Origin of the sequence: Synechococcus sp. ATX 2A4 (assembly GCF_024346375.1) — a bacterium.
Lineage (GTDB): Bacteria > Cyanobacteriota > Cyanobacteriia > PCC-6307 > Cyanobiaceae > MW101C3.
Genome location: NZ_JAGQCV010000010.1, coordinates 99410 through 124657, shown reverse-complemented (window position 1 = coordinate 124657; position 25248 = coordinate 99410). Strand labels below are relative to the sequence as shown.

19 protein-coding genes are annotated in these 25248 nt (G+C 65.4%); 8 read left to right on the top strand and 11 right to left on the bottom strand.

The window, feature by feature from the left end; all coding sequences use genetic code 11:
• Positions 1-189 precede the first annotated feature (189 nt).
• The 4 genes from KBY97_RS11010 to KBY97_RS10995 all read right to left on the bottom strand — a co-directional run bounded on the left by KBY97_RS11010 (position 190) and on the right by KBY97_RS10995 (position 7378).
• Positions 190-2169 carry an amylosucrase gene (locus tag KBY97_RS11010; RefSeq protein ID WP_255146990.1) on the bottom strand — a complete coding sequence of 660 codons (1980 nt, stop codon included), beginning with the start codon at positions 2167-2169 and terminating at the stop codon, positions 190-192.
• A gap of 448 nt (positions 2170-2617) precedes the next feature.
• Complete coding sequence (locus KBY97_RS11005; protein WP_255146988.1) at positions 2618-3475, bottom strand: HAD-IIB family hydrolase; 858 nt, start codon at positions 3473-3475, stop codon at positions 2618-2620.
• Positions 3472-5685: an HAD-IIB family hydrolase gene (locus KBY97_RS11000; RefSeq protein ID WP_255146986.1), complete on the bottom strand. Its 2214-nt coding sequence runs from the start codon at positions 5683-5685 to the stop codon at positions 3472-3474. The genes KBY97_RS11005 and KBY97_RS11000 overlap by 4 nt, the downstream gene beginning before the upstream one ends.
• A gap of 466 nt (positions 5686-6151) precedes the next feature.
• Positions 6152-7378, bottom strand: coding sequence for a glycosyltransferase (locus KBY97_RS10995; RefSeq protein ID WP_255146985.1), 1227 nt, complete (start codon positions 7376-7378; stop codon positions 6152-6154).
• A 141-nt stretch (positions 7379-7519) separates the two neighbouring features.
• Between KBY97_RS10995 and KBY97_RS10990 the strand changes: the two genes are divergently transcribed.
• The 6 genes from KBY97_RS10990 (at position 7520) to KBY97_RS10965 (ending at position 14050) form a co-directional block, all read left to right on the top strand.
• The gene (locus KBY97_RS10990; protein WP_255146983.1) at positions 7520-9778 is read left to right on the top strand and encodes an FdhF/YdeP family oxidoreductase; all 2259 of its coding nucleotides are present in this window, start codon (positions 7520-7522) and stop codon (positions 9776-9778) included.
• 26 nt (positions 9779-9804) lie between these two features.
• Positions 9805-10098, top strand: coding sequence for a hypothetical protein (locus KBY97_RS10985; protein WP_255146981.1), 294 nt, complete (start codon positions 9805-9807; stop codon positions 10096-10098).
• 199 nt (positions 10099-10297) lie between these two features.
• Positions 10298-12202: a hypothetical protein gene (locus KBY97_RS10980; RefSeq protein ID WP_255146979.1), complete on the top strand. Its 1905-nt coding sequence runs from the start codon at positions 10298-10300 to the stop codon at positions 12200-12202.
• 61 nt (positions 12203-12263) lie between these two features.
• On the top strand, positions 12264-12776 hold the full coding sequence (locus tag KBY97_RS10975; protein ID WP_255146978.1) for a hypothetical protein: 513 nt from the start codon (positions 12264-12266) through the stop codon (positions 12774-12776).
• On the top strand, positions 12773-13381 hold the full coding sequence (locus KBY97_RS10970) for a Tfp pilus assembly protein FimT/FimU (protein ID WP_255146976.1): 609 nt from the start codon (positions 12773-12775) through the stop codon (positions 13379-13381). The genes KBY97_RS10975 and KBY97_RS10970 overlap by 4 nt, the downstream gene beginning before the upstream one ends.
• Before the next feature lie 87 nt (positions 13382-13468).
• On the top strand, positions 13469-14050 hold the full coding sequence (locus KBY97_RS10965) for a hypothetical protein (protein WP_255146974.1): 582 nt from the start codon (positions 13469-13471) through the stop codon (positions 14048-14050).
• A gap of 42 nt (positions 14051-14092) precedes the next feature.
• On the opposite strand, the gene KBY97_RS10960 is transcribed toward KBY97_RS10965, so the two are convergent.
• The 5 genes from KBY97_RS10960 to KBY97_RS10940 form a co-directional block, all read right to left on the bottom strand.
• Positions 14093-15202, bottom strand: a complete 1110-nt coding sequence (locus tag KBY97_RS10960) for a GTP 3',8-cyclase MoaA (protein WP_255146973.1) — start codon at positions 15200-15202, stop codon at positions 14093-14095.
• A gap of 4 nt (positions 15203-15206) precedes the next feature.
• Positions 15207-15833: a molybdenum cofactor guanylyltransferase gene (locus KBY97_RS10955; protein ID WP_255146972.1), complete on the bottom strand. Its 627-nt coding sequence runs from the start codon at positions 15831-15833 to the stop codon at positions 15207-15209.
• Positions 15833-16570, bottom strand: coding sequence for an alpha/beta fold hydrolase (locus KBY97_RS10950; protein ID WP_255146971.1), 738 nt, complete (start codon positions 16568-16570; stop codon positions 15833-15835). The genes KBY97_RS10955 and KBY97_RS10950 overlap by 1 nt, the downstream gene beginning before the upstream one ends.
• Before the next feature lie 23 nt (positions 16571-16593).
• A complete protein-coding gene (locus tag KBY97_RS10945; RefSeq protein ID WP_255146970.1) occupies positions 16594-16767 on the bottom strand; it encodes a hypothetical protein in 174 nt (57 codons plus the stop codon).
• Between the two features lie 101 nt (positions 16768-16868).
• Positions 16869-18056, bottom strand: a complete 1188-nt coding sequence (locus KBY97_RS10940) for an META domain-containing protein (protein ID WP_255146968.1) — start codon at positions 18054-18056, stop codon at positions 16869-16871.
• A gap of 534 nt (positions 18057-18590) precedes the next feature.
• Here KBY97_RS10940 and KBY97_RS10935 point away from each other — a divergent pair.
• Both KBY97_RS10935 and KBY97_RS10930 read left to right on the top strand, forming a co-directional pair.
• Positions 18591-19895: a hypothetical protein gene (locus KBY97_RS10935; RefSeq protein WP_255146966.1), complete on the top strand. Its 1305-nt coding sequence runs from the start codon at positions 18591-18593 to the stop codon at positions 19893-19895.
• Between the two features lie 262 nt (positions 19896-20157).
• Positions 20158-22299 carry a molybdopterin oxidoreductase family protein gene (locus KBY97_RS10930; protein WP_399217687.1) on the top strand — a complete coding sequence of 714 codons (2142 nt, stop codon included), beginning with the start codon at positions 20158-20160 and terminating at the stop codon, positions 22297-22299.
• A 58-nt stretch (positions 22300-22357) separates the two neighbouring features.
• On the opposite strand, the gene KBY97_RS10925 is transcribed toward KBY97_RS10930, so the two are convergent.
• Together KBY97_RS10925 and KBY97_RS10920 are read right to left on the bottom strand one after the other, a co-directional pair.
• Entirely contained in the window at positions 22358-23191 is an 834-nt protein-coding gene (locus KBY97_RS10925; RefSeq protein ID WP_255146962.1) for a nitrate ABC transporter ATP-binding protein, read from the bottom strand.
• Positions 23192-23221: 30 nt separating this feature from the next.
• Positions 23222-25246, bottom strand: coding sequence for a nitrate ABC transporter ATP-binding protein (locus KBY97_RS10920; protein ID WP_255146960.1), 2025 nt, complete (start codon positions 25244-25246; stop codon positions 23222-23224).
• Positions 25247-25248: the final 2 nt, after the last annotated feature.

Here is a 25248-nt window from a genome sequence, read left to right as displayed (position 1 = left end):
GTGCGCTTCTTGGCCGTGGCTTGCTCGTAATCACCAAAGCCAAGCTGCTTGCCGCCCATGCACCCAGCCCTTGCCTGCGATCTCAAGGTCATTGTCTCGTGAATGGGGCGACTTTTCCAGAGTCTCCCTAGGCGATGGGGCCATTGGCTGTGCTGAGGGGGAAAGGTGCTGAGGGGGAAAGTGGGGCGGTCAGCCCTGCTGACGCAGCCAATAGAACTGATAGCCCTTCAACACGATGCTGCCGTCGAACTGCGTGGGCGCCTCGCCGGTGTAGAGATCGATGAAGGTGCAGTAGCTGTGGAGAGGGGGATTGATGGCCAAGGAGCTGCCGGTACGGCAGAGCTCGTTGAGCTCCACCTGCTGCGGGCTGGCATCGAAGTTGGCCAGCACCAGCACACTATTGGCGCCCTGCTGAAGGTCTGCGCGCTGAAAACAGAGCACGTGGTCATTGGCCACGGGCAGCAGTTCGCGATTGTTGAAGTCGGCGAAGGCGCTGGTTTGCTTGCGGATGGAAATCATGCGCTGCATGGCTGTAAAGATCTCGAACTCCACCGTGCCCGGCTGGTTGCGCTGCTCGGCCTGCTGCCAGTTGATCTTCGGCCGGTGCACCCAACGGTTGTCTTCCTGCTTGTCAGGGTCATCACGGAAGCTGTAATCGTTGAGCACGCCGAGTGCATCGCCGTTGTAGATAAGCGGGATGCCACCAAAGGAGAAGATCACCCCATGCAGCAGCACAATGCGATCAATCGCTTGATGGATTAACTGCTCATCCTGCCGCTCCAGGGCCGATTCCAGCCCCACCAATGAGGCCAGGGAGCCACAGATGCGTGCATCTCCGGTGGCCTCATTGCGCATGAACGCCAAGCCCCGGGCGGTGTCGTCGTAGAGGCCGCAGAAATAATCCACCAAAAACTGACGGTGGGCATAGGGGTCGTAGCCCGCCGCCCGGATGTCGCTGTCGTTGAAGCCGAAACCGATATCATCGTGGCAGCGCACGTAATTGAGCCAGGTGGCCCGATCCAGCTTGGTGGGCAGGCTCTTGATCCCCTCCGACAACAACCGCGTGCTCTTCGTGGCGATTCCATCCCACAGCAGGGCCATCAGCGTGGCGTTATAGGCGATCTCGCATTCCTTGGCCACAATGGCGTCTTCGCCGAAGTACTTGGCCACCTCCACCGGCGCCACAATGGCTTCGGCGATGAACAACACCCCTGGGGCGGTGACCTGACAGCAATCCTTGAGCAACTGCAGAATCAGGTGCGCCTTGTGCTCATTCTGGGAAGAGGAGCCTATCTTTTTCCACAGGAACGCCACGGCATCAAGCCGCAGCACATCCACGCCTTGATTGGCCCAGAAGAGCACAATATCCAGCATGTCAATAAAAACGGCTGGGTTGCTGTAATTGAGGTCCCACTGATAGTCATGGAACACCGTCATCACCCAGCGCTGCATCTCCTCGTTCCAGGTGAAGTTGCCTGGATCGGTTTCAGGAAAGATCTCCGGCATGCTCTGCTCAAAGAGATCAGGGATGCGTCTATCTGGGAACGTGTAGTAGTAGTCCTGATGGCAGAGGTCCCCCTGTTTTGCCATCAAGGCCCAGATGTGCTCATCGGAGGTGTGGTTAAGGACGATATCCAGCACCAGCAGGATCCCGTTGGCACGAAACTGCTCCGACAACGCCTGAAAATCCTCAAGACTTCCTACGCGAGGATCAATTCTTCGAAAACTGCTGACCGCATAGCCGCCATCGCTCTTGCCGACGGGGCATTCCAGAATTGGCATCACATGCACCATGTTGATGCCGAGCTCCCGAAAATACTCAACCTTGTTGCTCAGGTCAGCGAGATCTTCAGCGAAGCCATTGGTGTAGAGCGCCATGCCCATCCATTGCTGGGAAAGGAACCAGTTGTGGTCCGTTTCCCGGCTCATATCGAGTCGCTCAGATTCGGGCGATCGGTCGATATAGCCCTTCGCCATCGTTTCCACCAGCTTCAGCATCTGCGGAGCAAAGTCGTCGCGATGGCCGTAAAGGGTGGAGAACAGCGAATGGATCGCGAAAAAGTTGGCGCCAAGCCGTGTGTAGAAGTGCCGCAGATCCTGCCGGCGAATTTCCGGCTTCAGATCATCAAGGATCGCATTGAGTAGCGAATGGGCAATCTGTTCATACATGGCCGAAACAGGCAGCAGCGAGGAGGGAAAGCGCCACCACGAGGCGCACGACAAAGTGGAGCGACGCAGGCCTGGGGAGGATCTGAGCCGGAACGGTGCCATCCGGTGGCTTGAAGCAAGCGAGCGGCATCCCAGGGGCAGCACAGGGGCGTGGGATCAGGAGCACGGACCAGGTGGGCACACCAGGGGAGCAGCGACACGGAACAGAATGTGACGGCAACCGACCCACCCTCGGCAGCGTCAGATGTGAGGCGGCCAGCTGGAAGCGGCGGGTAGCTGAACGTTGTGGGAAGTGGCCTGGAAGAACGGTAGGGCAGCGCGATCAATGGGGCCCCGGCACAGCTGAGCTGCAACCACTCCGGGGCTGCAGCCAGGGTCGGACGGCAGGAGCAGCGGCGACGGTGGCGATGGCAGCGAAGACGGCGGCCAGCAGCACAGCCTCAATGGCTCACGCCTCCTGCAGCCAAGCCGCCATGGAGGGGTGAAAGTGAGCCACACCTTCCAGAATGCCGGCGCTGTAGTGGCCGTTCATGCCCATGAAACCGCCCCGGGCGAGATAAAGCGCTTGCAGATGGCCGCAGCGGCGCGCGGCAGCCGTGGCCTCTGCGATCACATCCGCGTGGGCATTGGCCACCAACACGGCGGGCACAGCGCTGGCCAGAATCGGCAGATCGTTGCCGCTGTCGCCGGCAAACACCGTGCTGCCACAATCAAAGCCTTCACGCTGCATCAGAAACTCCACGGCGTGCAATTTGGTGGCATGGGCAGGCAAGATATCCAGCAGGCCAATATCCTTCGCTTCATCCACGCTGTAAATCCAGCTGCAGGCGGCGCCGTGGCTGGCCAGCCGCTCCAGCATCGCCATTTTCAGGGCCTCAAGATCCACACCCAGGGGCACGTAAAAGCTGAGCTTGTAGGCACTCTGGTAATCGCTCTCCTGCAGCACAAGCTGGGGGAGATCCTCAAACAAAGATTGAAGATCCCCGGCCACAGAGCCATGCCAATCCAGGCTGATGTGCTGCTCCCATGCCGCACATGGCTGCCATCCCCCTTGATCGAACCGGTCGAGGCGGCTGCCCACATCACTGATCACCCAGTGGGGCTCGGGGAGCGAATAGGCCGTCATCGCCTCTTGCACCAGCGCGCGATGGCGACCGGTGACATACGCCAGCGTGACCTCCGGGCACGCGGCCAGCCGCGCGAAGTGGGCGCGGGCCAGGGGCGACTCCTGCGCGCGTCCATTGGGCAGCAGGGTGCGGTCAAGGTCGGTGGCAATCAACAACCGGGGCAGGGAAGAATCACTCATGACGCAGCGAAGCGACTGGTTCGCTCGAAGAAGTTGTAATGGTGAATCGCTTCAAGAATGCCCCAGGAATTGCCACCTTCAGCAAAGTAGACCTGCTGCCACTCGCTCAGATTGGAAAGCTCTTCCTTGTGCCGATTGGACACGACCACTCCCAGCGTGTTGCCCCGCAGCATATCTTCGTCGCCACCGGAACCACCGGTCACGAGAATCTGCTCCAGGGGGATTTCATACTGGCTGGCGACATAGCGCAAGGCCTGACCCTTGGAAGCCCGAGCCGGCACAATATCGAGATACTGCCCAAAGGAGAAGGTGGCATTAACGGACAGCTCCTGCTGGCGCAGCAGGCCATGAATATCTTCAATTAGAGGGGCGTGGGCGGCATCGTAGTAGTAGGACAATTTGAAACGGCTCTGCTCACTCTTTGGCTGCAGCTTGAGGCCAGGGATCTCATCCATCACCCGTTTGAGCACCTGGGGAGTCCAGGCATGGTTGATGTGCCGGTTCCAGGCCACATCGGAGAACAACTGACCGGTGTAATAGATCTCCGTGCCGAGGCTGGTGATGAGGATATCGGGCGCTGGAATGCCATTCTTTTTGAGCAGCATCAGCACAGAATCCAGGCGCCGGCCGGTGGCGATGCCAAACATGAAGGCACGACGATGCGCCGTGATCACTTTCACGAGTGCCTCCAAGCCCTCATCATCGCCAAGTAAGGTATTATCCACGGCGGTGAAAATGGCGCGATCAAAGGATTGGCGAATCCTGCCGCTTGATGGAGGCCGGTCCGGTGGGCGCTGCTGCTCAACGATTGGTCTGATCGCCTTGAGATAGCAGCTGGCGTGCGCCTCCCAGGAGTAGTACCGGGCGATGTTGATCAGCCCCTGCTGCGAATAGCGTTTCCAGAGCTGGGCATCACCAAGAATGGCGAGCAGGGATGAAGCAATCGAGGCGCGATCGGTGGGATCTACCAACAGGCCATTGCGACAGTTGCCGATGATGTCCACCGGTCCGCCGTTTTCCGTCGCCACCAGCGGCAGCCCGCTGGCGGCAGCCTCCAGCAAGGTGAGGCCGAAGGGTTCGGTGAGCGCCGGGTTCACGAACACACCCTTGGAGGCCGCGGCAGCGCGGTAGATCTCCGGCACCTCCGACGACTGATGGTGCTTGGGCAGTGCCACGGCACCATAGAGATCCAACGCATCGATCACCAGGAGGATCTCAGTGAGCACATGCTGGGCGCCTTCGCTGAGCTCTCGGATGTCGTCGCGGTTGCCCACCACAATCACCAGGTTGGCCATCGCTTTCAAACGCGGCTCCTGGCCGAACGCCTCCAGCAAGGCAATGATGTTCTTGCGCTCATCCGGCCGCGAGAGCGCCAGGATCATCGGCTTGGTGGGATCGGTGAGAAATTTGTTGATCTCCTGCTGGATGGAGGATGGATCTGCAACGACGCCCAAGCCGGGTGGAAAGAATTGCTGAAGGTCGGTGCCGGGCGGGATCACCGCCATCTTCTCTGGCGTGTAGTAATCGTAAAGTTCGTATTGGCTCTCTATTTCGTTCTGCGTGCTCGTGATCACCAGGCTCGCGTGGCTGAGTGTGTCTTCTTCGGCACTGATGCGCTCGATCATGTGATAGCGCTCTTCGATCTGCTCAATCGCCATGCCCACGGCCAGCAGGCGTCGGTATTTATCACGTCCAAGGGAATGTCCCGTGTGCACCAGGGGGAGGCCGGTGAGATTGGCGAGCCGAACGCCCACATATCCCGCATCGGCGTAGTGGGTGTGGATCAGGTCGGGCCAGCGCGGCTGTTGCTTGAGCCAGGCGTGAAGGGTATCGGCGTAGCTACCGAGATAGGGCCACAACTGCTCCTTGGGGATATAAGCCTCCGGCCCTGCTGGCAGGCGCACAATCTGGCAGCGCTCCCCCAGCGGTTCGATCGGCTGCGCATAGTCATCGCTCACGTTCGTGTCTATCACCAGCCGCGTGACCAGATCCACTCGCTCCACCTGCGGCTGTTGCGCCAGGGCCTTGGCCAGCTCGACCACATATTTGGTTTGCCCACCGGTATCGGCATCACACCCCAATTCCAGCTCCCGGCCACGAATCAGCCCGTGGATGCTGATCAACACAATAAACAAGGGCCTTTCAGAGTCGGTGCCGTGGGCCGCCACTGCCAGCCGTGTGGCCTCAGCGATGGATCGATCTGGCGCCATCCGGCCGGATGGTGGAGGTGACGACATAGTGAGGCTTGAGACGAAAGGGACCTGGCACGGAACAGTCAGCCAAGTTGCAGCACTGGCTCAGATCTGACGGGGCAGTGGTGCAGTGGTGCACATGTATCAGCAAAGGTTAGGCAAGCCTGATTCGTGTTGGCAAGAATGGGCGAGGCTCAAGCAGGGCAAGATTCGCCGCAATGGCGCTATTCGTCATGGCAGTTGCATGCATCCAAGAAATGTTATTCATCGCAGAGATACCATTCATCACAGAATGTTATTCATCGCAGCAGCTGCATTTTTCACTGAAGTGACCTTCAATGCCACTGCAACACCCTGCAGAGGCCCTGTTGAATGCCTACCTCAAGACGCGAAGAATCGCCACAAGCGATGACCACAACATACAAAAATTGCGGCTTGTATATCATCGTACCACAATTCACTTCTGTTTTGCTTTCGGTGTTGCTCACAGCCAGGCGCTGATTCGGGCAGCAGCCAGCCCGGCGCCGTCTTCGGCGGCCACCAGCGGGGCGAGCGCCTTGAGGCGCTCGCGCAGGGCCTCGTTGGCCTGCAATGCCGCGAGCCGCTCCGCCAGGGCCGGGGCCGAGAGCCGACCACCACGCCACACCTGGGCGACGCCGAGGCGCTCGGCCCGCCAGGCGTTGTCGAAGTGGTCGAGGTTGCGAGGCAGCAGCAGCGAGGGCAGCCCCTGGCTCAGGCACCAGCCGATCGTGCCGATGCCGCCGGAGTGCACCACCGCCGTCAGCCGCTGAAACAGGAGCTGGTAAGGCAGGTAACCCGTCACCAGCAGGTGCGGATGCGGGGGGATCGCGTCATGAAACCGGCGCGCCGCCACCACGATCGCCCGCTGACCCAGGGCCTCACTGGCGGCGATCGCCGTGGTGAAGAAGCGGCCCGGCCGCAGGCGCGCGGTGCCCGCCAGCAGGAACAGCAAGGGCGGCGCGCCTGCTGCCAGAAAACGCTGCAGGGCCTCGACCCGCGCCGCATCGCCCAGGTGGGTGGGCGCGAACCAGCTGAAGCCCAGCACGCTGGTGGCGGGAGGCCAGTCGTGCACCGGCGGCACCAGCAACGGTGAGGCCAGCAGCAGGTTGGCCAGCGGCGAGTGCAGACCCTCGAACAGCGGATGGAGCCGGTCGCGGGGGCTGAGCCGCCGCCGTTCCGCCAGCACCGGCGCCAGCGCCAGCCGGCTCACGCCGCGCGCCAGGGCCCGGGCACCGGACTGCAGGTGCGGGCAGGCGGCTGCGTGGCGCTGCAACCACTCCAGCCCCGGGTAGAGGCTGGGATCCAGGCGGCTATCCAGGGTGAGGGGCAGCAGGGGGCAGTAAACCCAGGGCTTGCCGGCCCGGGCCGCCACCGCCGGCCCGAAGAAGGCCAGCTGCGACCCCAGCACCAGATCGCTGTGCGGTGCCAGGGCGCTCAGCACCTCCACTTCGAGGCGCAGCCGCCGCCGCGACAGGAAGCGGCCGGCGCCAGCGGCAGAGCCCGCCGCGCCACCGGCCGGGTCTGGATCGAGGTAGTGCACCGGCAGGCCGAGGCTTTCGGCGGCCGCCCGGTGGCGCGACTCGGTGGCCAGCAGCGGCGCCTGCCCCCTCCGCTCCAGGGCGCGGGCCAAGGCCAGCATCGGGAAGATGTCGCCGTAGGTGCCCTTGGCGATGATCAGGGGCCGTCCCATCGTTCAGGCCTTCAGACGGGCGGGCAAGCAGAGCTCCAGGCAGGCAAGCCAACGGGCTGGCAAGACGGCCGCTGGGACTCCATGCCAGCACGGCTGCCGCCGCACCCGCCAGAGTGGACGCTCCCCAGGCGGTGGCGTGGCATGGAGCCCGGCAACGACTCTTCCGCAACGAATTCAGCCACTCCAGCGATCGGCGGCGGCTGGCCGGTGATCGACGGCTGGGCCAAGGCCACCCTCTCGCCCCGGGGCCCCCTGCTCTGGCAGTCGCTGCTGCACAAGAGCGCCTGCCTGTCCTGCGCCTGGGGCACGGGCGGTCAGAACGGCGGCTTCGTCGATGAGCTGGGCGAGCCGCTGCAGCGCTGCCTCAAGAGCGTGGAGGCGATCGCGGCGGAACTGCAGCCGGCAGTGCCGGAGGGGGTGTTCGCCGAGCGCAGCCTGGCGATGCTGCAGCAGCTCAGTTCGCTCGAGGCCGACCGGCTCGGCCGGCTCAGCCATCCACTCATCCTGCGCGAGGGCCGCAGCCACTACGAGCGCCTCGGCTGGGACGACGTGTTCGAACTGGCCGACGCCGCCTTCCGCCGCCCGCCGGAGCGGGTGGCCTCCTACAGCTCCGGCCGTTCCTCCAACGAGGCCGCCTACCTGCTGCAGCTGCTGCTGCGGGCACTGGGTTCCAACAACCTGGCCGATTGCTCCGATCTCTGCCATGCCCCCTCCACCGTGGGGCTGGGCGAGGTGTTCGGCTCGGGCACTTCGATGGTGAGCCTCGAAAGCCTGCAGCAGGCCGACTGCGTGGTGCTGGTGGGCTCCAATGCCCCCGCCAACCACCCGCGGCTGATGAACGAGCTGATCCGCCTGCGGGAACGCGGCGGAGCTGTGATCGTGATCAACCCGGTGCTGGAGGTGGGGCTGCTGAAGTTCGGCTCGCCGGCCTTTCCGATCAAGTCGATGCTGCGGGGCTCGGAGATCGCCACGCTGTTCCTGCAGCCGGTGCCCGGCTCCGACACCGCCGTGTTCCTAGGCCTGCAGAAGGCGCTGCTGGAAGCGGGCCAGGTGCGCCACGCCTTCCTGCGCGACCACACCGAAGGCTCCGAGGCGGTGCTGGAGCAGCTGCGCGCCACCCCCTGGGAGGCGATCACCGCCTGCTGCGGCCTCAGCCGCGAGGAACTCAGCCACACCGCTGCGGTGATCGGCCGCGCCAAGGGCGTGGTGTTCGCCTGGGCGATGGGCATCACGCACCACAGCAACGGCACCACCAACGTGCACGCGATCGCCAACACGGCGCTGCTGAGCGGCAACGCCGGCAAGCCCGGGGCCGGCACGATGCCGATCCGCGGCCACTCCAACGTGCAGGGCTTCGGCTCGATGGGCGTCACGGTGAAGCTGCGGGCCGAGATGCAGCAGGCGCTGGAACAGCTGCTGGGGCGCCCGCTCAGCCGGGTGCCCGGCTACGACACCCGCGCCCTGATCACCGCCGCCGGCGCCGGTGCGGTGGACACCCTGCTGTGCCTGGGCGGCAACCTCTGGGGCGCCAACCCGGATTCCAGCGAGGCCAAGCAGGCGCTCGGCCGCATCGACACGATCTTCTACCTGGCCACCAAGCCCAACCAGGGGCACTTCCACGGGCTGGGGCGATGCCGCACCCTGGTGCTGCCGGTGTTCAACCGCTTCGAAACGCCGCACGCCACCACCACCGAATCGGGCAACAACTTCGTGCGCTTCAACGATCCGGGCCGCTCGCACCTGAAGCACGCCGACCTGATCAGCGAGGTGGGCTTCCTCTCCGAGCTGGCCCGGCGGCGGCTGGGCAGCGATCCGATCGACTGGGGCCGCCTCCAGGACCCCGTCTACGTGCGAAAGCTGATCGCCCGCACCGTGCCGGGCTACGGCGCGATCGCCACGATTGATGCCACCAAGCGCGAGTTCAGCGTGGCGGGGCGGGTGTTCGAGCAGCCCAGCTTCCCCACGCCGTCGGGGAAAGCACGGATGGAGCCCACACCCCTGCCGGCGCTGACGCTGCCTGAGCCGGCCCATTTCGGCGGCCTGGCGCCGGGGGAAACGGGCCTGGTGCTGGCCCTGATCACCGCCCGCAGCTACTCCCAGCACAACACCGTAGTGTACAAGCCGGGCGATGCCTTCCGCGGCATGCCACACCGCAACACGATCCTGATGAACCGAGGCGATCTGGCCCGCTGCGGCCTGCGCGCCCACCAACGCGTGACCGTGCAGGGCGAAGCCGGGGCGCTCAGCGATGTGGAGGTGATTCCCGGCGAGATCCGCGCCGGCGCCGGGCTGATGTTCTACCCGGAGGTGAACGCGATTTTCCGCGCCGCCATCGACCAGCGCAGCGGCACGCCGGCCTTCAAGCGGGTGCCGGTGCTGGTGCGCAGCGGCTCGCTCTAGGCCATGCCCGGCAGGTCGGCCTGGAGGTGATCCACACCGTGATCGCCAACCTCACCGCCGATGGATGCGACCGCAGCCTCGACGACAAGCGCTCGGGCCTGGGCTTCGCGCCGGGCAGTTGGGAGGCCCAGGTGATCGCCCCGCTGGCGCCGCTGGCCGATGAGCTGGTGGTGGCGGGCCTGGTCACCAGCCTGATCACCGATCAGTGCATCGATCACACCGCGCAGGATGCGGCAGATTGCCGCTACACGGTCACCGGCTTGATCGACGCCTGCATGGCCGAATCGGCGATGGGCGGCTGTGCCCGGTGGCGGAGTTGAGCGCCGACAAACCCTGACCCCAGCCCCTGGCTTGCCCAGAAAGCGGCACTCCCTCCCCGGCGAGAGAAAACGCAACGAAAGCAGGGAGAGGGGGGTCCTTCAGATTATCCTCAGAAAAGACACCAACTCAGCACTCCGTTCTGAGCATTTGCTCAGGGTTTTCACTGTTCGCTGTCTCTCTGTTCGCACGTGGCATGCCATGGCCGGTCGCGACGTCCCTTTCCTCCCGCCGACGCGGCGCCAGTCCGTGCGTCGGCCATCGGTGCACCTGCTTGAAGCGGGGATCGCACTTCCAATCGCCATCTTCGCGATTTTTGCCATCTCGCTCGGGGTGGCCAGCACGATCACCATTGCCACGAACAGCCGGCTCGGATCGACCAGGCTCAACGACAGCCGGGATGCCCGCGAGGCGGCAGAGGCCGGCATGGCCATCGTGATCAGCGAACTGAACAAGCGCCAGAACCGCAAGCTGCTCGTGGCCGACGTGCCGCTCAACGGCTGGAGCACGTCCAGCTTCAAGCTCCGCAACCCCTGCGCCCCCGACACCGCGCCAACCACCGCTGCCGTTGGCTTCAGCAACAACACGGTGCAAACGATCACCGGCAGTGGCGGCAACCGCCAGTTCGTGCTCAAGACCCTGGCGCTCAAGAACTTTGACCGCAGCGCCCGCTTCACCAGTTCCGCCGATGCGGCGGGCCCCGGCGGCATCAGCGGCACGCGCAATGGCAGCTTCAACGACGGCATGGTGAACCTCACCCGCGCCCCCGGCACCGACCCCAACAGCCGCAACGTGGGCTACATCGAGGTCACGGTGGAAGGCCGCGCCATCCGCGGCGGCAACCAGGTGTCCACCGCCCGCATCACCCGAGAATTTCAGGTGGTGCCCAAGTGCTGCAACCTCTCCTTCGGCGCCCCCGGCAGCACCCACGGCAACGACAACCGTTTCTGCAGCGAAAGCTTCCCGCGCATCCTGCTGGGCCTCAACGGTGGCGGCTTCAACGCCCCCGGCAACGCGCACCAGATCCGGGTGCAGAACCCCGACGGCAGCACCAGCGCCAATCGGCCCGACAACCTGCTGTGCTTCACCACCAACCGGGCCTACTGCGGACCCAACCTGCTGCCCCGGAGCATCGATGGCGTGCCGATCCAGCCGATCGAAATCTCCTTGCCCTCCCTGCCCCAGTACCCGCTCGATCCGATGCCAACCACCGGCATCACGATCATCTCCAACTCGGCCGCCAACAGCAGCACAGCCACCAACGCCAAGGACTATCTGCGCGTGAACGCCGCCGGCCAGGTGGAGCTCTGCAACGTGCAGGACAACAACCCCCTGACCTCAGCCCAGGGCGCCATGGGCGAACCCAACCTGCCCGCCGGCTTCGTGGCCAGCAGCTGCAGCAGCGCCATCAACAGCTTCTGCACCGCCACCGATGCGGGCACCCCCCAGGCGGCCTACCACTGCCGCATTCGCAAGCTGGAACTGAGCGACGACACCGTGAACGACGGTGAACCCAATCGCAAACAAAACAACAGCTTCTTCATCGACACCTCGCGCGGCCCGATCTACCTGTATTTCAACGCCGCCTGGAATCCGGCCAGCCCCGTGGCCTGGAGCAACTCCCGCACCGACGCCCAGAACCGCAGAAGCACCAACATCGGCGTGGTGCTGGTGGACAACTGGGACGACGGCCAGATCCAGCACCTGCACTGCGCCAGCCCCAGCGACACCACACCCTGCAACCGCAAGGCCCTGCCGGATCAGTCGTCCCGCGCCGGCTTCTTCAGTGATCAGAACATCGTGGTGGCGATCGGCGATGACGGCTTCATGCGCGATGTGTTCACCTACCTGCCCTACGGCGAGCTGAATCTCCGCCCCGATCCCGACAGCACCAACAACGCCTTCGGCCTGCCCAACTTCCGCGGCTCCGCCTGGCTGGATCGCCTCACCATGGGCAGCAGCGCCCGGCCCAGCAACTCCACCCAGTTCGCCGTGCCGCCGCCCTCACTGTCGTTCTTCGGCGCGGGCAATTCACTGGAAGCGCCGTTCGGCCCACTGGTGTTCGAATGGGTGGCGCGCAGCGTCACCTCCAACTGCCTTTTCTAAGCGACTCGCTGTGCCAACCCCGCGCCTTCTATCACACCCCACCGCCAGCCAAGGCAGCGCGATGCTGGAGTTGATGATTGCGGTGGTGCTGCTCACCAGCACCCTTTTGGCTGCCATCACACTCACCAATGGCACCAATCGATTGCATATCGGTACCGTTCAGCTCAATGACCTGCAAAGTCAAGTTGACAGCGATATCGCAGCAATTCGCCATCGAGCTGAGATCTTCACTTGGTGCACTGGCATGGGCACATTTGCAGCCACTGGCACCACCTGCGCCAGCACCAATCCCAATTGCGACGCCTATTTTTTCCCTAACAGCTCCACTTCGACCACGGCAAACCCTTTTTTGGTGGGCCCTGAACAGACGGCCTTCATCAATGCCTGCGGTACCGCTGACCTCGCCGCAGCCCTGGTCAATGACATCAACAGCCGCCCCCTGCCAGCCGGTGTGACTTCGAGAGTCGTCACCAACGACGACACGACGGCCAATCGGCTGCGCATCACCTACACAGCTCCCAATATGAGCCGCCTTGTGGTGTTAACCCCAACCGTTGCCGCGTGGTGCCCATGACGCCCACTCTCCCTCCTCGCCGCAGCCCCGTCAGAGGGTTCACCCTGATTGAGCTTTTAGTGGGGATCGTTGTCTTCACCAGCTTGATCAGCATCACCTATTCATTCACTGCGGCAGAAATACGCCGCGAAGAAGTTAATTCACTGGCCATCGAGCTGGCCAGTTGGCTGAAGGTGGTACAGAACACCGCACAGGTGCGGCCTGGGAGCACCTCTACCACCCTCGCCAACGGCTGCACGATCACCTTCACAGGCGCCACCGGAAACCTGGTCGTTCCTGGTTCCCCGCTGGCCAGTGTGGCCCCGGCCGCCTGCTCGCCCAACGCCGGTTTCAACATTCCCACGGGCAGTAGTAGCCGTCGCGGCTTCCGGGCGACCATCACCGGTGGTACCGGCACTCCCCCCAACCAAGTGGTGTTCACTCCCCGTGGCACGGTCACGGCCACCAACAACGTCACCCTTCAGCTGCGCCTCGAAGACTCTGCCCTCATCCGCTGCGTGCGCGTGGGGGCCACGATTGGTCAGGTCAGTATCGGTGCCAACAACAATGACGACCAGGCCACCAACACCACCTGCGACGAAGGCAGCTTCGGAGGAAGGTTCTGAACCATGAACCGTCCTGCTTGCACTGCTGCACTTCGTATCCCCTTCAGGCCCTGTGCCAAAAGCAGCGGCAGCACCTGCCCCCATCCAGTGTCAGCAGCTAGCTTCACCACCATCGAATTGCTGATCTACGCCGCGTTGAGCTCCATCGTGATAGGCGCTGCAACGGGCACGATCAGCTCCAGCATCCGCAGCAATGCCCAGTCGGAACTTACCCAACGCGTCAACGACACCTGGGGGCGCCTGAGCGCTTTTCTCGAAGCTGAGGTGAATGAGGGAAGCAGCATTCTTCCCGGTGGCGGTGGTGTCACGGTGAGTTGTGCGGGTGTCACAAGCCCCGCCCTGTTTCGTATCACCCTGCCGAATACCAGTGTGCTGGCTGCCGATCGCGGCGTGCGCACCATCGAGTACTTTCTCGACGGCTTCGGTGCCCGCCAGGAGCTGCGCCGATGTGGCCCCCCCATCCAGGCCAATGGCCAGCTGGATCTGGCCGCAGTCACTCCGGTGAACGCTCTTGTCAGTAGCGCCACGAATCTCACCGTCACCACCGACGCAAGCGGTGGTACCCCAGGCACACGGGTGGTCTACACGGCTGCTTTCACGGACGTGAATGGCAACGTGATCGCCACACGCACCGCCATGGCCCACACACGCACCCGGCCAATCTTCTGAGCCACGACAACCTCTGCCCGCCGCACCAATCGCTCGGCAGGCTCACCCCCCCAGATAGGCCATTTCGGCGTGGGGCCGCAGTGCCGTATCCAGCACCTGCTCCTGGCGCTCCTCGCTGTAGCGGTCGCGGCGCGCCTGCCACTGGCCGCTCAAGGCGGCGCCCAGGCCGGCCGGATCCGGGCCAGGCCGCAACCAGGGCTTGAGATCGTGGCCGCTGGCGGCGAACAGGCAGCTGTAGGCCACCCCATCGGCGGTGATGCGCAGGCGGTTGCAGTCGCCGCAGAACGGCGCCGAGATCGACGCCACCACCGCCAGGTGGCTGCCACCCGGGCCGCCGCTGCCGCCACCATCGCGGTAACGCCAGCGGGCAGCGGTGCCATGGGCGCTGCGGCCCACCGGCTCCAGGGGCCAGCGTTCGCCGATCCGCTGCACCATCTCCTGGGCCGGCAGCACCTGCTCGGGCGCCCAGCCGTTGCGGTTGCCCACGTCCATGTATTCGATCAGCCGCAGCTCGATGCCGCGCTGCCGCGCCAGGGTCGCCAGGGGCAGCAGCTGGTCGTCGTTGCGGCCGCGGGTGATCACGGCATTGAGTTTCAGCGCCCCCGTCGCCGGATCGAAGCCCGCCGCCCGGGCGTGGTCGAGGGCCGCCAGGATCGTGGCCAGGGCCCGTTCACCGGCCAGTGCGCCGCCCCGCAGCCCGCCCATGCGGGCCACGCTGGCGCCGTCGGTGCCATCGAGGCTCACCGTGAGCCGGTCAAGGCCGGCCTGCCGCAGCCGCTGCGCGCGCTCGGCCGTGAGCAGCAGGCCGTTGGTGGTGAGAGCGATCGCCTCAAGCCGCGCGGCGCCTGTCGCCTGGCGCAACGGTCGCAGCGCCGCCACCAGCTCCTCCACGCCGGGATGCAGCAACGGCTCGCCGCCGGTGAGCCGCAGGGTGCGGAAGCCGAGCGCCGCCGCCTCGCTCACCAGCAGCACCCGTTCCTGGAGGGTGAGCAGCTCCGGCGGATCCTGGGCGTCCGGGCAGCAGTAGGGGCAGGCCAGGTTGCAACGGGCCGTGAGCGAGAGGCGCAGCACCCCGGGGGGGCGGCCCAGCCGGTCGCGCAGGGGAGGTGCGCCCGCTGAGGCAGACGGCAACGGCGAGGAGGGCCCGGTCATCGGCTCACCCTGGCGGAATGCTCTGGGAACTGACGAGCCAGGGGCCGGGCCAGGCCGCCGGTCGGTTGCAGTTCCGCAACGCCGCCGCCGGCAGCGGCACGGGCCGGTACCCCCGCTGCTCCAGCCAGCCCAGCAGGCGGCGGTCACCACCGGCGAGATACCGCTGCAGGGCAGCGCGGTTGGCCGCCGTGGCCGGATAGATCCCCAGCAAGGGCTGATCCCGACGGCCGTCATGGGCAGTGAGCAGGGTGCCGGCGGGAACGGCCGGCCCGCCTGCCCCCGTGCCGGCAGCGATCAGGGCCTCCAGGGTGGGCCGGTCGAGCCAGGGCATGTCCACCGGGCAGAGCAGCAGGCTGTCGCCGGGGTAGCGGTCCATCAGGCGGGCGAGGGCCGTGAGCGGGCCGTCCCAGGGGGGCGGCTCATCGAGCACTTCCACCGGCGCCGGGGCCAGCAGGCGATGGGCGCGGTGTCGAGTGAGCAGGCAGACGGGCCGCTCCAGGCTCAGCAGCAGCCGCAGGCTGCGCTCCAACCAGGTGCCGCCTTCTGGATGGGGCAGCAGCGCCTTGTCGGTGCCCATGCGCCGGCTGGCGCCACCGCTCAGCAGACAGCAGCGCAGCGGTGCTGTGACCATCACACCGGCCGCACCAGGGCGAGGCGTTCCTGCACGAAAGCGGCCACGCAGGCCACAGCGGCCTCCCGCTCGCCATCACGGAACAGCTCGTGCAGGCTGCGCTCGAACCACACCACCTGCCTCTGCTCGGCCGGAGTGCCCAGTTCCCGCAGCAGGATCGCCACTGACGCCGGCGCCACCACCGGGTCGCGCCGGCCCTGCAGGATCAGCGCCGGGGCCTGCACCGCCGCGAGGCGGGGGCGGGTGCAGCGGATGAAATCGAGCAAGGTGCCGATCGCCCCCATCGGCGCCCACACATAGCTGGTGTCGCCCGCGGCCAGGGACGGATCGGCATAGCGCTTGGCTAACGGCCAGCGCGGCAGCACGGCCAGCACCAGCGGCGCGAGCGGCGCCAGGGGCCCACCCGGTGCCAGCGGCGAGCTGAGCTGGATCGCGGCCGACGCCAGCACCACGCTGTCGACCACGGCCGGGTGGTCGGCGGCGAGCTGCAGGGCGATCAGCCCGCCCATGCTGTTGCCCACCACGATCACCCGTTCAGCCCGGGGGAGCAGTTCCTCCAGGGCGGCGTTGGCCGCCGCCATCCAGGCGGGCCAGGCCACGCCCCGCAGCGCCTCGGGGCTCGGCCCACCATGGCCCGGCAGGGTGGGCAGAGCCAGGGGCACACCGAGGGCTGTCAGCGGGGCCACCAGCGGGCGCACGGAATCAGGGCTGCCCGCGAATCCATGCAGCAACAGCACGCCGAGGGGGGCCAGGGAATCACTCAGAGGGAGTCATGGACCAGTCTGACCCTCGCCGACATCCAGACATCCGGATTCGCCTCGACAAAGGTGGGCGGCAGCCACACGCGCACTGCCATCAGCACTGCCATCAACACCGCCATCGTGCGCAGAAAGAGGCACATCGCCAGGATCTGGTGCCCGTCAGTTTCGAGCACGTTGCTCCGAGCCCATGGCTCCGAGCCCATTGTTTGGAGCCATGGGCTCGGAGCCCTTTGTTCAGACGAACTCAGCTGGCAACCGCCCCTGTTCACCGCTTCTACTGACTGGCCCGGAAGCGCAGCAACGTCTTGCCGCTGGCGTCCTGCAGCAGCAGGTGGCGCTGATCGATGCGCCAGCGGCGCACCTGCTCCAGGGCGTTGCTGTAGCGCTGCTCAAGCTCCATGACCGGCGGGCTGCAGCCCATGCGGGTGCTCGCCAGCTGGGAGAAACGGATCGATGCTCCCTGCAGGCTGAAGCCACCCATCAGGCGGTTGCATCCGCCGCTGCCGGCCAGCTGCAGGCGCTCGGGCGAGAGCTGCAGCTCCATCGGCCGACCACCCGGTGGCGTCGCCACCTGCTGGCCGCCCAGGCCCTCCAACCGCCAGGTGGTGCCCCGCAAGGGAAGCGGCTCCCTGGGACACCCCTGGCCGGGGGTGAGCGCCGTGAAGCTCTCCACCACCAGGGTGCGGCGTGGCGGCTGGCCCTGCTCCATCGACGGGCGCTGGGTGATCAGACCCTCCAGGCTCACCAGCAACGGCTGGCCGGGACGGTCGGCCGGGCGGGCCGCCAGATAGGCGCGCTCCAGGGCCAGGTAGCCGGCCTCCATCGCCACGGGCAGCCGCTGGCCCGTGGCACACAGGCGGATGCTGGCTGCATCGGCCATGTAGGAGAACAGGCCCGTCAGCGGCAGGCGCGGGTCGATGGGTGCGGCTTGGGGCAGACGTGTCAGCCGGTCGTTGGCGGCGGAGGCAACCGGGGCCCCCTGGAGATCGAGCTTGCCCAGTGCCGCACCAGCCGCAAGCGGCTGCAGGAACAGGGGAGCCTCGCTGCCGCGGTTGAGCACCAGCCGCCCGCTGCCGGACTCCAGCTGCCAGCGGCCGATGGCATCGAACGCGTTGGGTTTCGGCCGGCTCAGGAAGGTCTGCCGCAACTGAAAAGTGCCGTCAGAGGCCAGGTCGAGATGCCAGCGGATCGGGCCGCCTGCACCGGGAAGGTCCCCTTGCCAGCTGGCAGGCAACGCCCCCAGAGAGACCGGAGGCAAGGCCCGCCGCTGATCGCTGTCGCTGGGGGGCCGCAGGGTGATGAGGGTGTCGGCAAAAAGGCTGGCAGGGGAGTTGGCCGGGGCGGTGGCGCCTGGAGACACTGCCAGCGCTGGAGCAGAGATCCCGGCGGCCATGGCGATCACCATCCCCCGGGCCACTCCTCGCAGGCGGTCACGCCCAAGGTCAGTAGCGCGGTGCGGCATCGGAGTCGGCACCATCGGCGCGTTCAACATGGAGAACTCGAACGTACAAGCACCTGCTACAAACCCTGAAGATGGACCACCGGCAGCTGCGCGTCCAGGCCGGGATTTTTGGCCCACCACAAGAAAGAGATTGATGCAGCCGAGCCGCCCCATCACGACGCGCTCAATGGCCTCAACGCGCGGACATTGGCAGCAGTGCGGTCACATTGGCAGCAGTGCGCACAGTGAGGCCTAACCGCAAGGCTTGCATTCAGTCATGCCGATTTGCCATCACGCGTGTCGATGGGCATCCAGCCTGCTGGTTGGCGTCACGGTCACACGACTAGGAAGGCATCTATCAGCGACAGCTGCTGCCAATCGATCGGGAAACTTCATAGCGATTTAGACAGCCTCGTCAGCTAATCTTCCACCAACGTTTCCAAGCCATTGCGGCTTTTCACAGCTTTCATGTTGAGGCGCATCCTGATTTACCTCGCGCCTTCATGGGCTCTCCTTCTGGTTGCCGTCACCAGCTGTTCTGCAGCCGTTCCAGCAATGATCATCACGGCCATCGCAGCCGGGCTGGCTGTTGCCTGGCTGATGCAAGGCCTTTGGTGCCTTCTTCAGCTGCAGCGATCATCGCCTTACCAACACCAACCAGCCAACACTTCAACCAACAGTTCTGCAACCGCCTCCGCGAACCTTGCCACCATTTCCATGCTTGCCCTGTTGGGTTCCCTCACCATCGCTGTGGCGTATTCCAGCGGCACCAGGCATGACTACACTGCCTACACCAACCAGTGGGAGATTGTGCTGGGTGGGGGGAATCCATGGATTGGCACCGATAACGCCTACGGGCCTCTTCATAACGCGATGGCCTGGGTCTACGGGCTGAATCACCTACTTCCCAAAGGCTTGTTTGCCCTCCTGCATGTGGCCACAGGCGCCATCTCCTCCTTCGGCTCGCTGGGAATCAACGACACCACATCCCGGCTGCAGAAAAGCTGCCTGTTCGCCTTCTTTGTGCTGTCACCATATAGCCTCATTACCGTTGGCGTGTATGCCAACAACGACATCCTGCCCGCTGCTGCCATGGTGCTGGCGCTGATGGGTGTGGTGGCCTTCAACAACCGAATCAGCAGCCTTGCATCCGGAAGCCTGCTTGCGATTGGCGTGCTCAGCAAGTTCTACCCACTGATCATCCTGCCATCACTGGCCTTCCGGCAACGGAAGCTGGATTGGGCCCTGCTATCCGGCTTCCTTGCCACGCTGTTACTGGGAGGATCGCTTGCATACTGGCACTGGGGACATTCCGCACTCTTGCCTCTGCTCTTCGCAAGCTCACGAAGCTCCAAAGACCTTTCCATCTTTCACTTCACCAGCAAGGTGTTAGGTGCGCAGCTGGATTCCTTCAGCCTGCCGTTGATGGTGGTTGCCTTTGCTGCTGTGTCCTGGTTTCTGCACAGCAGGAACGTGAATGCGGTGATCGGCTCAATCGTCACCTTTGCCGCTGTATTGAGCTTCTACAAGGTTGGTCATCAGCAGTTCTTTCTCTTCTTCTTCCTTGTATCCCCTTTTGCGATCCGGTATCTACTGAGCTGCTCCACAATCTTCACTCCTAAACTGGCGTCAGCCTTTCTCCTTTGGATCGGTTTTCTGAACTGGTATCAGCTGGTGTTTCAACTCACCTGCGGCATGTGGGAAGGGCCGGCTACAACCTTGAGGTATTGGGGAGCCTTGCCCTTTCTGGCCCTGTCGGCAGGACTCGCCACCACAACGATGCGTAGCATCGCTGCAAACAATGGCCGCAGCAGACAACACAAGAAGGGCTGGATCCCTTCGCTGAATTGCCGGCCATGAGCCCCGGCTGGCGCTCCCGGTGTCAGGGCGTTCGGCATCAGGGGGATCTGCTGCCAGGTGGATCGAGTGCCAGCTGGATCCGGTGCCGGAATTCACAGCATTGGCCACAAGGCAAAAGATTCTTTCGCGTGGCACAGCCACCCACTCTCAGCAGCAACAACGGCACCTGGCGGTCTCGATGCGTGGGTAGGATCGCAGGCAAGGATTGGCCTGCTCCACCCACGGGCTCTGCGGCCGTCATGGATGTGTCGAATCGTTGTCTGTGCTCCATCCTGCCCGCGCCCAATGCCCCTACTGCGGCGTGGGATGTGGCCTGGAGCTCAAACCGGCGGCGGTGATTGCTGATGCCGCCGCACCTGGCGGCAGCGATCCCTGGACGGTGCGCGGAGACCGGCAGCATCCATCCTCCCTCGGACAGGTCTGCGTCAAAGGGGCCACGGTGGGTGAAACCCTGCACCACAACCGCCTCACCACACCGCTGTTTCGTGAGCGGATCGATCAACCCCTGCGGCCGATCAGCTGGGACGAAGCCCTCAGCCGCGTCGTGGCGCAGATGCAGCAGGTCCTGGCGGATCGCGGGCCGGCAGGCCTGGCGATGTATGGCTCCGGCCAGTTCCTGATCGAAGATTATTACCTCGCCCAGAAGTTGTTCAAAGGCGCCCTGGGCAGCAACAACTTCGATGCCAATTCCCGCCTCTGCATGAGTTCGGCGGTGTCGGGCTACGCCCGTAGCCTCGGCAGCGATGGTCCCCCCTGCTGCTACGACGACTTCGACAGTTGCGACACGGTGGTGCTGATCGGCACCAACACCGCCGATTGCCATCCGGTGCTGTTTCAGCGCCTGCTCAAACGCAAACGCAGGCAGAAAGAGGCCCTGCAGCTGATCGTCATCGATCCCCGCCACACCGCCACCGCCGACGTGGCTGATCTGCACCTGGCGATCCAGCCGGGCACCGACCTGGTGCTGCTGCACGGCATCGGCCACCTGCTGCTCCAACGGGGCCAGTTCGATGCCGCCTTAATCGCCGCCTCCACCGAGGGCTACGAGGAGCTGGCCGCCCTGCTCGAGGGCTGGACACCCGAGCGGGTGTGCGCCCTCTGCGGCATCGAGGAGCAGCAACTGCAGGCGCTCGCCACGCTCTGGGGCCGCAGCCGCGCCCTGCTCAGCCTCTGGTCGATGGGGGTGAACCAGAGCGTGGAGGGCACCGCCACGGTGTCGGGGATCATCAACCTGCACCTGCTCACCGGCCAGATCGGCCGCCCCGGCGCCGGCCCCTTCTCACTCACCGGCCAGCCCAACGCCATGGGCGGGCGGGAGGCGGGCGGGCTGGCCCCACTGCTGCCGGGCTACCGCTTCGTGGCCGATGCCGCCCACCGCGCCGAACTCGAGCACCACTGGGGCTTGGCCGCTGGCGCCATCGCTGCGGAACCGGGCTTCGATGTGTGGCGGCAGATCGAAGCGATGGAGCGTGGCGAGCTGGGCCTGTGGTGGGTGGCGGCCACCAATCCGCTGGTGAGTCTGCCTTCGCTCGATCGGGTGCGGGCCGCCGTGGCGCGCTGTCCGCTGGTGGTGCTGTCGGAGGCCTACGCCGGCAGCGAAACCGAGGCGGTGGCCCACCTGGTGCTGCCGGCCGCCCAGTGGAGCGAGAAGGCGGGGGTGATGACCAACTCCGAGCGGCGCGTCACCCTCTGTGCGGCCTTCCGGCCGGCGCCGGGCCAGGCCCGCCCCGACTGGGCCGTGTTCGCCGAGATCGGCCGGCGCCTCGGCCACCCCCAGGCCTTCCGCTATGGCTCCAGCGCTGAGGTGTACGCCGAATTCGCCGCGATCACCGCCGGCCGTATCTGCGACCACAGCGGCCTCAGCCACCGGCTGCTGGCCGAGCACGGCCCCCAGCAATGGCCCTTTCCCGCTGGCACCGCACCCGGTGGCGGCCAGCCACGTCTGCACACCGAGGGCCGCTTCCCCACCGGCAGCGGCCGGGCCCGCCTGATCGCCGAACAGCCGCTGGGGCTGGGCGAACCGCCCGATGCCGCCTATCCGCTGGTGCTCACCGTGGGCCGCTACCTCGGCCATTGGCACACCATGACCCGTACTGCCCATGTGGAACGCGTGCGCAAGCAGCATCCTGAACCGCTGCTGGAAGTGCATCCCGGCGATGCCGACCGCCACGGCCTGGAGGACGGCGCCTGGGCCCGGATCAGCTCCCGGCGGGGCAGCCTCACGGCGAAGGTGCTGGTCACCGATCGTATCCGGCCCGGCACCGTGTTTCTGCCGATGCACTGGGGCGCCGCCCAGGCCAACGCCTGCGAAGCCAACCGGCTGATGCATGCCCTGGCCTGCCCGATCTCCCACCAGCCGGAGCTCAAGGCGGCAGCGGTGAAGCTTGAGTCCGCCCAGCCCTGAAGAGTTTCCGCTGGATCACCAGCCAGGTTCTAACGGGCCGGGTGCATCAGCCAACCGCTCAGTCGTCGTCGTGGGCGTAGCGGCGGTAAAGGAAATCGAGGGCGCGGTTGCGCAGATCAAAGTATTCGGGCTGCTCCAGCAGGCGGGCCCGCACCCGCGGGCGGGCAAACGGCAGCTCAAGCACCTCGCCGATCGTGGCGGCAGGGCCGTTGGTCATCATCACCACCCGATCGGCCAGAAACAGGGCTTCATCGATGTCGTGGGTGATCATCAGCACCGTGACGCGGTGATCGGCCCAGATCTTCAGCAGCTCCTCCTGCAGTTCCTCGCGCGTGATCGGATCGAGCGCTCCGAACGGTTCATCGAGCAGCAGCACCTTCGGTTTGAGCGCGAGGGCGCGGGCAATCGACACCCGCTGCTTCATCCCCCCCGACAGACTTCCTGGCTTCTTGTGGGCCGCTTCGCTGAGGCCCACCATCGCCAGATGTTCCTCCACGATCGCCTTGGCCTGGCCGTTGCGCTGCAGCTCGGGGAACACGCTGTTCACCGCCAGGGCGATGTTGTCGTAGGCGCTCAACCAGGGGAGCAGCGAGTAGTTCTGGAACACCACCATCCGGTCGGGGCCGGGATCGATGATGCGCTCCCCGTTCAGCCGCACCTCGCCAGTGGTGGGCTGGCGAAAGCCCGACACCATGTCGAGCAGGGTGGATTTGCCGCAGCCGGAATGGCCGATCAGGCAGACGAACTCCCCCTCCGCCACCGATAGATCAACACCGTCGAGAACGGTGTGGGGCCCCCGGGCGCTGGGATACACCTTGGTGACCCCGTCAATCTCCAGGTAGGCGCCGGTGGCGCTGGTGGCGCTGGCCGCCGTTGAGCTGAGGGTCTGCATGGAGAAGCGGGCGGTGGCGAATGGGGGGTATCAGGTAGCGGCCACTGGCCGGCGGGAAGGGGGCGGTGGTGGCAACACCACGGCCTCGATGCGCAGCGGAAGCTCCTGCTGCAGCCCTTGCACGTAGGCGGCGGGGTCGGAGGGGTCGAGCTGCTCGGCGCCGAAGAAGCTCTTGTGGGAAGCCGGTGTGCTGGGCGGCTCGGGGGACAGGCCGAGGGAGGCGGCCGCCTCACGGAACAGATCCGGGCGCTGCACCCGATCAAGCACCTCTTCCCAGTTGCCCGGGAAGGAGCAGACGTTCCAGCGCGCCAGCTGGGTAAGGATCCAGGTGGCCTCCGCGCGATCGGGGGCATTCACGCCCGGCCCGAAGAACCGGTTGAAGCCGGGAATCAGCGCCGGCACGCCAGTGCCCCGGTCGTAGGCCTGGACCAGGCCGGGCAGCAGCACATCGGCTTTAGTGCCCACGTATTCGGGACGCGCCAGCAGCTCGGCCAGTTCCTGGCGATTGGCCGGATCTTCGCAATAGCGGCAGGCCTCCAGCAGGGCGCACAGCAGCGCTTGGTGAGTATGGGGGTGGGCGGCGGCCCAGTCTTCCCGCACACCGAGCACCTTCTCGGCGTGGCCGTCCCAGAGGTCGGTGTCGGTGGCGATCACGGTGCCGTGGCCCTCCTGCACGGCGCGGGAGTTCCAGGGCTCGCCCACGCAGAAGCCATCGATCGTGCCGGCCTTGAGCGTGGCCACCATCTGGGCCGGCGGGATCACGATCAGCTCCACATCGCTGGTGGGATCAATGCCGGCGGACGCCAACCAGGCACGCAGCATCAGGTTGTGCATGGAGGCGGGGTGCACCATGGCCAGCACAGGCCTGTGGCCGGCATTGGCGCTGATCCAGGCCTTGAGATCCGCCACGGTGCGGACGCCGGCCTCGTGGAAACGGCGGTGCAGGGTGATCGCATTGCCATTGCGGGTGAGCGTGAGCGCCGAGGTGATCAGCACGGGGCTGCGACCCTGGCTGCCGAGGGTCATGGCGAAGGGCAGGCCCGCCACCATCTGGGCCGCATCCACCACCCCCTGGCGCAGGTTGGCCTCCAGGGTTTTCCAGTTGGTTTCCCGCCGCAATCTGACCTGATCAAGCCCGTGCCTGGCGAAGAAGCCGCCTTCAAGGGCCATCACCAATGGGGCGCAATCGGTGAGCGGCACGAAGCCGATCTCCAGATTCACCTTCTCGAGCGCGCCGCAGGCCACCGATCCCTTGGGTTTGAGGCGCTGCTGGCGGGCATCGCGCTGCTGGTTGAGAAAGGTGACCACTTCGGCGCGCAGGCCGTAGTAGGTGGGGTCTTCCACAGCGGTGAGCTGGGAGCGGGGCCGGGCCAGCGGCACATCGAGGATCTGGCCGATATAGGCCTCCGGGCCGTTGGTGAGCATCACCACGCGATCGGAGAGCAGCAGGGCTTCGTCCACGTCGTGGGTGACCATCACCGCAGTGACTTTCGCCTCCTGGCAGATCTCCATCAGCTGGGTTTGCAGATTGCCACGCGTCAGCGCATCGAGGGCACCGAAGGGCTCATCGAGCAGCAGCAACTTGGGCCGGATCGCCAGGGCCCGGGCGATCGCCACCCGCTGCTTCATGCCCCCAGAGATCTCAGCAGGATATTTATCAGCCGCCGGTGTGAGCTTCACCAGCTTGATGTTGCGCTCCACGATCTCGCTCCGCTCCGCCCTGGAGAGCTGGGGCATCACGTTGTCAACGGCGAGGGCGATGTTCTGGCGAACTGTTTTCCAGGGGAGCAGCGAGTAGTTCTGAAACACCACCATCCGGTCAGGGCCGGGTTCGGTGACTTCCTGGCCGTTCATGAGGATACCGCCCTCACTGGCCAAGGTGAGACCGGCCAGCAGATCCAGCAGGGTCGATTTGCCGCAACCGGAATGGCCGATCAGGGTCACGAATTCACCTTCCGCGATCTGCAGGAAGATGTCTTTGAGGGCCACGTAGGTGCCGCCGTTCTTGAGCGGGAACGCCTGGGTGACGTTGTCGACGGTGAGAAGTGCCGGCATGA

What these genes read in the sequence shown, in the direction of transcription:
- KBY97_RS11000 (WP_255146986.1), bottom strand. Translation starts at nt 5,685, where the DNA reads ATGGCGCCAGATCGATCCATCGCTGAGGCCACACGGCTGGCAGTGGCG.
- KBY97_RS10990 (WP_255146983.1), top strand. Translation starts at nt 7,520, where the DNA reads ATGGAGCCCGGCAACGACTCTTCCGCAACGAATTCAGCCACTCCAGCG.
- KBY97_RS10960 (WP_255146973.1), bottom strand. Translation starts at nt 15,202, where the DNA reads ATGACCGGGCCCTCCTCGCCGTTGCCGTCTGCCTCAGCGGGCGCACCT.
- KBY97_RS11005 (WP_255146988.1), bottom strand. Translation starts at nt 3,475, where the DNA reads ATGAGTGATTCTTCCCTGCCCCGGTTGTTGATTGCCACCGACCTTGAC.
- KBY97_RS10940 (WP_255146968.1), bottom strand. Translation starts at nt 18,056, where the DNA reads ATGCCGCACCGCGCTACTGACCTTGGGCGTGACCGCCTGCGAGGAGTG.
- KBY97_RS10995 (WP_255146985.1), bottom strand. Translation starts at nt 7,378, where the DNA reads ATGGGACGGCCCCTGATCATCGCCAAGGGCACCTACGGCGACATCTTC.
- KBY97_RS10925 (WP_255146962.1), bottom strand. Translation starts at nt 23,191, where the DNA reads ATGCAGACCCTCAGCTCAACGGCGGCCAGCGCCACCAGCGCCACCGGC.
- KBY97_RS10935 (WP_255146966.1), top strand. Translation starts at nt 18,591, where the DNA reads ATGATCATCACGGCCATCGCAGCCGGGCTGGCTGTTGCCTGGCTGATG.
- KBY97_RS10980 (WP_255146979.1), top strand. Translation starts at nt 10,298, where the DNA reads ATGGCCGGTCGCGACGTCCCTTTCCTCCCGCCGACGCGGCGCCAGTCC.
- KBY97_RS11010 (WP_255146990.1), bottom strand. Translation starts at nt 2,169, where the DNA reads ATGTATGAACAGATTGCCCATTCGCTACTCAATGCGATCCTTGATGAT.
- KBY97_RS10970 (WP_255146976.1), top strand. Translation starts at nt 12,773, where the DNA reads ATGACGCCCACTCTCCCTCCTCGCCGCAGCCCCGTCAGAGGGTTCACC.
- KBY97_RS10955 (WP_255146972.1), bottom strand. Translation starts at nt 15,833, where the DNA reads ATGGTCACAGCACCGCTGCGCTGCTGTCTGCTGAGCGGTGGCGCCAGC.
- KBY97_RS10975 (WP_255146978.1), top strand. Translation starts at nt 12,264, where the DNA reads ATGCTGGAGTTGATGATTGCGGTGGTGCTGCTCACCAGCACCCTTTTG.
- KBY97_RS10920 (WP_255146960.1), bottom strand. Translation starts at nt 25,246, where the DNA reads ATGCCGGCACTTCTCACCGTCGACAACGTCACCCAGGCGTTCCCGCTC.